An 8402-nucleotide genomic window follows, 5' to 3' on the forward strand; every position below is an offset into this window, starting at 1 on the left:
TCATGGAAAATGCATCAATGATAGCAACGGATGAAATATTAACGCTGATCGTCATTATCCTGATAATAGGAATGATTTTTGGGAAGTTGAGTAAAATTGTGAAGCTGCCCGATGTGGTGATGTTTTTGTTAGCAGGGATTATCATTGGGCCAGCTATATTAAACTGGGCCAGTGTAGAAGGATATCCTATAGGGAATCAATTGATCTTAACCTTTGGGTCGGCCTTCATTCTCTATGATGGTGGGAGAGAGATCAAACTAAGGGTTTTAAATGATGTGAAAGTTTCTGTAGGTTTGCTTTCCAGCCTAGGTGTTTTGATTTCAGCCTTTATTGTAGGCTATGCAGCCATGTGGATTTTCCATATCCCCTTTATATATGCGTTACTCCTAGGTGCGGTGGTGGCTTCTACAGACCCGGCAACGTTGGTGCCTGTGTTCAAAGAAATTACGCTGAAGGACAAGGTGAAGCAGACGGTAATCAGTGAGTCTGCATTTAACGATGCTGTCGGTGCGATCATGGTTTTTTCGATTTTGGCCATCATTCAATCGGGAACATTTTCATTGATGGATAACCTGGGGCAGTTGGTGCAGATGGCATTGGGCGGTATTTTGGTAGGTGCCGCTATCGGTATGAGCTTGTCGGTATTGATTTCTGATACAAAATACGGTATTATGCATGACTATGCTTCCATCATCTCCATCGTATCGGTGGTAATTGCCTTTATCTTTGCAGAGAAGATTGGCGGCAGCGGATATATGGCTACTTTTACAACAGGATTGGTTTGCGGGAATAAGAAGCGATTAAGATTGTGGGTACCTGAAGAAGATTTTATAACCCAGACCCATGTAAGAGAAACCCTAGCCTTTGTCATGAGAATGGCGATTTTCATTTTATTGGGCACCCATGTAAACTTCCATGTGTTGGGGAAATACTGGATGTCGGCATTGATTGTGGTCATTGTTTTAATGTTTGTAGCAAGACCTCTTTCAGTATTGGCTTGCGTTTTACCAGATCGTAAGGGGAAATGGACATTCAATGAAATTGGATTTTTGATGTGGGTCCGAGAAACAGGCGTAATTCCTGCGGCGCTGTCAGGTATGATCGTGAGTATGAAAATTCCCCACAGTGATGTGATTTCATCGGTGGTATTTATGACCGTATTGATTACTCTGGGGGTTCAAGCCAGCACGACAAAATTCGTGGCGCGGAAACTGAATTTACTGGAGAATAAGGAAGAATTTTAGAATTGAGTTGAACGGTTAGCTGATAGCAGTTAGCCGTTTTTGATGTTTAGGTGAGTATAAATTTGGGTGTTTTGGAAGAATATATATAGATAAAAAAGGTAGTTGTAGGGATAGGGGCTTTTGGAACGATGAGGGCGCCGCTTCCTACGGTACATAGGTAGGGGCGATTCATGAATCGCCCGTAGCTTGTGAGGAAATAGAATATTTGTAGGGAATGATCAGTGATCATTCCGCTTGTAAAATAGAAAGGAAGTTCATATGGATATGGGCAAAAATCGACCTTAGCTTGCGGTAGAAGCGTAGATATGATAAAATAATCAGATGGAATATATTTTATGAGGTGAGACGGATGTTTGATAAATTAGATTTTCTTCAAGAAAAATATGATGATCTGAGTAGAAAAACTGCAGATCCTGAGGTAATCAACAATCAAAGTGAATGGCAGAAATATATTAAAGAGCTTTCTGATATAGAGCCGATTGTAAATAAGTACAGGGAGTACAAGGATACGAAATCAGGGATTGCTGAGGCGAAGAGTATCCTTGAAGAAAGCAATGATGAAGAATTAAGGGAAATGGCAAAGATGGAGCTAGGAGATTTGGAAGAGTCTATTGAAGTGATTGAGAATGAACTAAAATTATTGCTTCTTCCAAAGGATCCGAATGATGAAAAAAATGTTATCGTGGAAATAAGAGCAGGAGCAGGTGGAGATGAAGCAGGACTGTTTGCCGGTGAACTGCTGAGAATGTATACCAGATACGCGGAAAGAAGACGTTGGAAAGTTGAAATGATGAGCTTGAATGAAACTGGCGTAGGTGGGATCAAGGAAGTTATTTTCATGATCAAGGGAAGTGGTGCCTACTCCCGTCTGAAATATGAAAGCGGGGTTCATAGGGTACAAAGGATACCTGCTACGGAATCTGGCGGAAGAATTCATACATCTACAGCCACGGTAGCAGTACTTCCAGAAGTGGATGATGTGGCTGTTGACATCAATCCAAATGAGGTTCGTGTAGATGTATTCAGATCTTCCGGTAACGGTGGACAGAGTGTTAACACGACGGACTCAGCGGTAAGATTGACTCATATACCAACAGGAATGGTAGTTTCCTGCCAGGATGAAAAATCACAGTTAAAGAACAAAGAAAAGGCATTTAAAATCTTAAAGGCCAGACTATATGACAAGATGCAGGAAGAACAGAATGCAGAAATTGCAGAGGCTAGAAAAAGCCAAGTTGGTACTGGAGATCGTAGTGAGAGAATCAGAACCTATAACTATCCGCAGGGAAGAGTATCAGACCATCGAATCAATTTAACATTATACAAGCTGGATTATTTCTTAGATGGGGATATTGATGAGATTCTAGATGCATTGATCACATCGGATCAAGCAGAAAGAATGAAGCAGGTAGTATAGGATTGGACACCGGTTGAAAGTTGAATCAAGATAATTTTATTAAACGTAACAAGTAAGTATGTCGAGGGAGTAAAAGCCCTCGATTTTTTATTATTTTTCTTAGGGTTACAACTTGTCTCTTACAACTTTCAACTTTGACAGGATGCAACTTGAAAAAAAAGGCAGAGGGTGGTAAACTATAATAAGAATTTTCAGAGAAGTCATATTTAGGAGAAGGTGCAAAAATGGAGGCGAAGTATAAAGGATACACATAAATATTGCTCCTGTCATAAGCTTAGAAAAGGGGGACAATTTTATGGAATCCAAGATGCTTTTTTTGTTGCAAATAGGAATCTTGTTGTTGGGTGCTAATTTTGGTGGTTGGGTCAGCGCAAGGCTGAAGCAGCCAGCAGTGTTGGGACAGATTTTAGTGGGCGTCATATTGGGAATGGGTATTATTAAGGAAACGGAATTAATTCATCATATTTCTGAAATTGGTGTTATCTTTTTGATGTTTATTGCAGGCTTGGAAACAGATGTGGAAGAATTGAAAGCATCTAAAAGTTCTTCTTCAGCTATTGCGCTAGGCGGTGTATTATTGCCGCTGGTGATGGTATCAGGAGCTGCGTATTTGATCACAGGGAAAATGGTTAGCAGTATTTTTCTGGGTATTGTCTCCACGGCCACCAGTGTGAGTATATCGGTGCAAACCCTTAGAGAACTGGGACATCTACGGACAAAGCAAGGTGTGGGCATCCTAGGGGCAGCGATTATCGATGATATTATTGGAATTATTCTGTTAACGGTTATGATTGGGATGGTGAAACCCAGTGCGGGGAGTAATGTGCTGATCGTGCTCTTAAAGATTGCTGCATTCTTTGCCATTACCTTTTTCATTGGGACGGTTTTGGTAAAAATGCTCCGTCGTGTATCAAAAGCGATCAATCTCAATGATAAGATTGTTGTTTATGCCATTGTGTGCTGCTTCGTGCTGGCTTTTGTATCAGAAGAGCTGGGAGTGGCAGCCATTACAGGAGCCTATTTTGCAGGGGTGATTTTATCTTTGACACCTTATCATCATAAGATATCCTATGATATTCAGTTGGTGGCATATTCTTTCTTTACCCCCATTTTCTTTGTGGGGATTGGGTTGGGGGTTCATCTGGGTTCCCTTGGCCACGCTTTGGGGTTTGGGGTACTTCTTTTGGTCCTAGGAATTATCGGGAAGATTGTAGGCTGTGGTTTGGGTGCCAAACTAACAGGCTTTAACAACAGACATGCTTTTCAGATTGGTATTGGCATGATACCCAGGGCTGAAGTGGCGATCATTATTGCAAACCTTGGATTACAGATGGATATTATTGGAAGTGATGATTTTACCTCTGTTATATTATTGGTGATTGTAACGACACTCATTACGCCATCCTTGTTGAAATTAGCCTTTAGGGAAGAAAAGAAAGAACTCGTTGTTGAAGGAAGTTAGAAATTTAAAAGAGATTCTTGTATATAAAGCCTGTGGGAAGCCATAGGCTTTTTGTATTATTAGGAGAAGAAAGAGAATATACATAGTAGGGGTTGAAGAGGAGGTAAAAACATATGTCTATCATATTGAAAACGACCTTGATTGGTTTTGCGGTGGGAATGATGGGAACTGGATTTGGGGGGCTGATTGCTTTTTTTCTAAAAAACCCAAGCAGGAAATTTCTCAGCTTCATTCTAGGATGCTCCAGTGGATTGATGTTGGCCATCGTATGTTTTGATTTGCTGCCTGAAGCCTTTGAATTAGGACATCTATTCATTGGGATCCTAGGTATTGTGGCAGGAGTAATGCTGATCGTCGCAATTGATGGAAAAATCACTGATGATCATGGTCTGCTTTTATCCAAAGAAAGTTTTGTAAAAACAGGATTTTTATTAGGCTTAGGGGTGGCCCTGCATAATCTGCCAGAGGGCTTGGCCATCGGCTCCGGATTCATGGCTACAAAAGAGCTGGGAATGGGAATTTCTATCGTGATCGCCCTACATAACATTCCTGAGGGCATCTCCATGGCTACCCCTATGTGTGTTGGAGGCATACCAAGGTGGAAGGCTTTCTTTTATACTGTCTTGGTGGGCATCCCTATGGGTTTAGGTGCCTTCGTTGGTGTAATGCTAGGAGAGATTTCTCAGGGCTTCATCGCCTTTTGCCTAGCTTTTGCCGGCGGAACCATGTTGTATATCACCTGTGGAGAATTAATTCCCAAAGCGCATGGACTGAACGAAAGTAGAATCTCCAGCTATGGTGTAATTGTTGGGTTTATCCTGGGAATGATTGTGGCAGTGAAGCTGTGAATCGCTGCTGGCTACTCGCTACTCGCTTTTAGAAGAAAAACCTATAAACCTTATGTACAAAAACCATTTAAGTCTGTGTATTTTGGTGTATAATAATGGATAGTAAATATAGACTCACTAAGAGATGTTTTAGCGAGCAGCGAATAGCGACGATAAAGGTAGAGGTGAATACTTTGATACATACAGAAATCATTGAGATAGATCCTAGCGCCATAGATATGGACAAACTTGCTGTGGCCAGTGATATTTTAAAAAATGGAGGAACAGTGGCTTTTCCCACGGAAACGGTGTATGGTTTAGGAGCTAATGCGTTGGAAGAAACCTCCATCAAGAAAATTTTCGAGGCCAAGGGAAGGCCATCCGATAATCCACTGATTGTTCATATAGCAGCTGTTGAAGATATAAAGCCATTGGTAGCAGATATTCCAAACCATGTAGATGTTTTAATGGAGAGATTTTGGCCAGGTCCCTTAACCCTGGTTTTCCGTAAATCGAGTCTTGTACCCCCTATGATCACAGGGGGATTGGATACGGTAGCCATTCGGATGCCTGCCCATCCCATTGCCAGGACATTGATCGCCATGGCAGGTGTACCTGTGGCAGCCCCTAGTGCGAATCTATCGGGAAAACCCAGTCCTACCCAGGCCAGTCATGTGGTAGAGGATCTTCTTGGAAGGGTAGATGCCATCATCAGCGGTGGGAGCTGTAAGGTGGGTCTGGAGTCCACAGTATTGGACATAACGGGTGAGGTGCCAATGATCCTTCGACCCGGTGGGGTTACAAAAGAGGAACTGGAATCCGTAATTGGTAAAGTAGTCATCGATCGTGCCATAGAAGGGGGAGACGAAAAGCATCTGGTGCCTAAATCTCCAGGCATGAAATATACCCACTATGCGCCCAAGGCAGAAGTTGTTGTTGTAGAAGGGGAGCAGCAATCCGTTGTCTCTAGAATTCAACAAATGCAGAGGGAAAAACAAAAGACGGGCATGAAAGTAGGAATAATGGCAACCGATGAAACAAAAGATAAATATGATAATGCCCAGATCCTATCAGTGGGAAGTAGAGAAAGGCTAGAGACCATTACAAATAATTTATTTAGGGTGCTTCGAGCGTTCGATGAAATAGGGGTAGATATCATACTGGCAGAAGCCATAGAACGCAAAGGATTGGGTGATGCTATCATGAATCGCCTTTTAAAGGCGGCAGGGAATCATGTGGTGAAAGCAGACGGAGGTGAATAATCATGAAAACAATTCTATTTGTCTGTACAGGCAATACATGTAGAAGCAGTATGGCTGAAAGTATGATGCGGAAGATGCTGGAAGATGCAGGAGAAGCCACGAAGGGCATACAGGTCATCTCTGCGGGGACAGCAGCGGCCAAGGGACAAGGAGCCTCAAAACATGCTGTTCAAGTGATGCAGGAAAAGAATATTGATTTACATAAGCATCGTGCAACGCCTTTGACAAAAGGGTTGATCGATCAAGCTGATTTGATTTTGACCATGACAAGAAATCATAAATCCCAAGTGTTGAGCATGGCCCCCGATGCTGCGTATAAAACCTTTACCTTAAAGGAGTATGCAGGGAGACTGGGAGATGATAAGGAGATCATAACGGAGATTGAAAAGCTCCAAGGAATGATACAAAAGAAGAAGATTGATTTCTATAAAAAATATGAGGATGAGATTATTCCATTGAGAAATCAGAGGAAAGAACTAATAGATCGTCTGCAGGTCATCGATGATCGCATCAAGGAATTAGAAAAGGAAATGGCAAAAACCATCGAGAATGAACAGCGAGAGGTCACTTATCTCCAGGATATGTTGCCTTCGGTGGATATACTGGACCCCTTTGGGCAACCTTCCTGGATCTATAGGGAGTGTGCAAAAGAAATTGAGGAAGCTTTAAAGGTGATTATCCAAAAAATAACAGATAAATAATCTACTAGATATCAGTTGAATTTTGAATGCCCAAGTGTTAAAATGTTGTAGGCTATAAGGTTAGTGGTTAGCAGTTAGTGGTTAGAAGATTATTTTGGATCGATTATAGTTGTATTTTGTAGGGAAGGGTTAGCAACCCTTCCGAAAAGAGCAGATATATATCCTTGCTGATGAATAGGATTTTTGCCACTAACGACTGTCGACTAAAAACTAACAACTAACAGGAGGTGTAAACATATGAAAATTGCCCTTGGTAGTGATCATGGTGGTTTTAAGCTAAAAGAAGAAATCAAAAAGTATCTTGAAGAAAGAGGGATCCCATACCAGGATTTTGGTACCAACTCATCTGAATCTGTAGATTATCCAGCATTCGGGATGAAGGTGGCAGAGGCTGTCGTTGCAGGTGAATGTGAGCGTGGAATTCTTTGCTGCGGCACAGGGATTGGAATATCCATTTCAGCCAATAAGGTACCTGGTATCCGATGTGCGGTGGTGACAGACACGTTTTCTGCCCAAATGTCCCGGGAGCATAACAATGCCAATATACTTGCCCTAGGTGAACGAGTTGTTGGTGTAGGACTGGCCTTGAAGATCGTAGAAGTATGGCTGGAAACGGAATTTGCAGGCGGAAGACATGAGAAAAGAGTAAATCAGATCGGCGATATTGAAGCAAAATATAGAGGGTAGTCGGGAGGAGAGAAAAAATGAAGAATGTATTTGTGATGGACCATCCGTTGATTCAGCATAAGTTAACGTTGATTCGTGATAAGGAGACGGGATCTAAGGAATTTAGAGAAGCGATAAAAGAAATTGCCATGTTAATGGGTTACGAGGCAACAAGAAACCTTCCGCTGCAGGAAATCGAAATTGAAACGCCTATTTGTAAGACAAAGACCAAAGTTTTGGCCGGTAGAAAGTTAGGTATCGTTCCAATTCTAAGGGCAGGCCTTGGCATGGTAGATGGCATGCTGAATCTGATCCCAGCGGCAAAGGTTGGACATATCGGTTTGTATAGAGATCCAGAAACCTTAGAGCCAGTAGAATACTACTGCAAACTGCCAGCCGATGTTCATGAAAGGGATTTGATTGTCTTAGACCCTATGTTGGCTACAGGTGGTTCTGCCAAGGCAGCGATCCAATTCATCAAGGACCGTGGTGCCACGAGCATAAAGTTTATGTGTCTGATTGCTTCTCCTGAAGGAATCAAGGTGATTTCTGAAGCTCACCCTGATGTTGAGATTTACGTTGCAGCTGTTGATGAGAAATTAAATGATCATGCCTACATCGTACCTGGATTAGGGGATGCTGGAGATCGACTGTTCGGAACAAAATAGGTTACATAAATTAGAAGGAGTGAGGCTTAGGTCTTCACTCCTTTTTACCTTTTTGATATCTAGGAAACGCTCATGAAATTGAAATTTCACAAAGTATAATGAAAACTTTACATTTGCTTTTAAATCCTGCAAAAAATGCAATAATCCAAATAGCG

8 protein-coding genes are annotated in these 8402 nt (G+C 41.9%); all 8 read left to right on the plus strand.

From position 1 onward, the window contains the following. Positions 1-2: 2 nt before the first annotated feature. Complete coding sequence (locus HNQ80_RS08280) at positions 3-1244, plus strand: cation:proton antiporter (protein WP_184310051.1); 1242 nt, start codon at positions 3-5, stop codon at positions 1242-1244. 349 nt (positions 1245-1593) lie between these two features. Next, on the plus strand, positions 1594-2661 hold the full coding sequence (gene prfA, locus HNQ80_RS08285; RefSeq protein WP_184310052.1) for a peptide chain release factor 1: 1068 nt from the start codon (positions 1594-1596) through the stop codon (positions 2659-2661). Positions 2662-2956: 295 nt separating this feature from the next. After that, the gene (locus tag HNQ80_RS08290; RefSeq protein WP_184310054.1) at positions 2957-4123 is read left to right on the plus strand and encodes a cation:proton antiporter; all 1167 of its coding nucleotides are present in this window, start codon (positions 2957-2959) and stop codon (positions 4121-4123) included. A 113-nt stretch (positions 4124-4236) separates the two neighbouring features. Further along, positions 4237-4971: a ZIP family metal transporter gene (locus HNQ80_RS08295; RefSeq protein WP_184310056.1), complete on the plus strand. Its 735-nt coding sequence runs from the start codon at positions 4237-4239 to the stop codon at positions 4969-4971. A 95-nt stretch (positions 4972-5066) separates the two neighbouring features. Next, positions 5067-6212, plus strand: coding sequence for an L-threonylcarbamoyladenylate synthase (locus HNQ80_RS08300; protein ID WP_184310058.1), 1146 nt, complete (start codon positions 5067-5069; stop codon positions 6210-6212). A 2-nt stretch (positions 6213-6214) separates the two neighbouring features. After that, positions 6215-6913 carry a low molecular weight protein arginine phosphatase gene (locus HNQ80_RS08305; RefSeq protein WP_184310060.1) on the plus strand — a complete coding sequence of 233 codons (699 nt, stop codon included), beginning with the start codon at positions 6215-6217 and terminating at the stop codon, positions 6911-6913. Between the two features lie 237 nt (positions 6914-7150). Then, positions 7151-7600, plus strand: a complete 450-nt coding sequence (gene rpiB / locus HNQ80_RS08310; protein WP_184310062.1) for a ribose 5-phosphate isomerase B — start codon at positions 7151-7153, stop codon at positions 7598-7600. A 17-nt stretch (positions 7601-7617) separates the two neighbouring features. Then, complete coding sequence (upp, locus tag HNQ80_RS08315; RefSeq protein ID WP_184310065.1) at positions 7618-8247, plus strand: uracil phosphoribosyltransferase; 630 nt, start codon at positions 7618-7620, stop codon at positions 8245-8247. Positions 8248-8402 lie beyond the last annotated feature (155 nt).

The sequence above is a fragment of the Anaerosolibacter carboniphilus genome (assembly GCF_014205875.1).
Lineage (GTDB): Bacteria > Bacillota > Clostridia > Peptostreptococcales > Thermotaleaceae > Anaerosolibacter > Anaerosolibacter carboniphilus.

What these genes read in the sequence shown, in the direction of transcription:
- HNQ80_RS08280 (WP_184310051.1), top strand. Translation starts at nt 3, where the DNA reads ATGGAAAATGCATCAATGATAGCAACGGATGAAATATTAACGCTGATC.
- prfA (WP_184310052.1), top strand. Translation starts at nt 1,594, where the DNA reads ATGTTTGATAAATTAGATTTTCTTCAAGAAAAATATGATGATCTGAGT.
- HNQ80_RS08290 (WP_184310054.1), top strand. Translation starts at nt 2,957, where the DNA reads ATGGAATCCAAGATGCTTTTTTTGTTGCAAATAGGAATCTTGTTGTTG.
- HNQ80_RS08295 (WP_184310056.1), top strand. Translation starts at nt 4,237, where the DNA reads ATGTCTATCATATTGAAAACGACCTTGATTGGTTTTGCGGTGGGAATG.
- HNQ80_RS08300 (WP_184310058.1), top strand. Translation starts at nt 5,067, where the DNA reads ATGGATAGTAAATATAGACTCACTAAGAGATGTTTTAGCGAGCAGCGA.
- HNQ80_RS08305 (WP_184310060.1), top strand. Translation starts at nt 6,215, where the DNA reads ATGAAAACAATTCTATTTGTCTGTACAGGCAATACATGTAGAAGCAGT.
- rpiB (WP_184310062.1), top strand. Translation starts at nt 7,151, where the DNA reads ATGAAAATTGCCCTTGGTAGTGATCATGGTGGTTTTAAGCTAAAAGAA.
- upp (WP_184310065.1), top strand. Translation starts at nt 7,618, where the DNA reads ATGAAGAATGTATTTGTGATGGACCATCCGTTGATTCAGCATAAGTTA.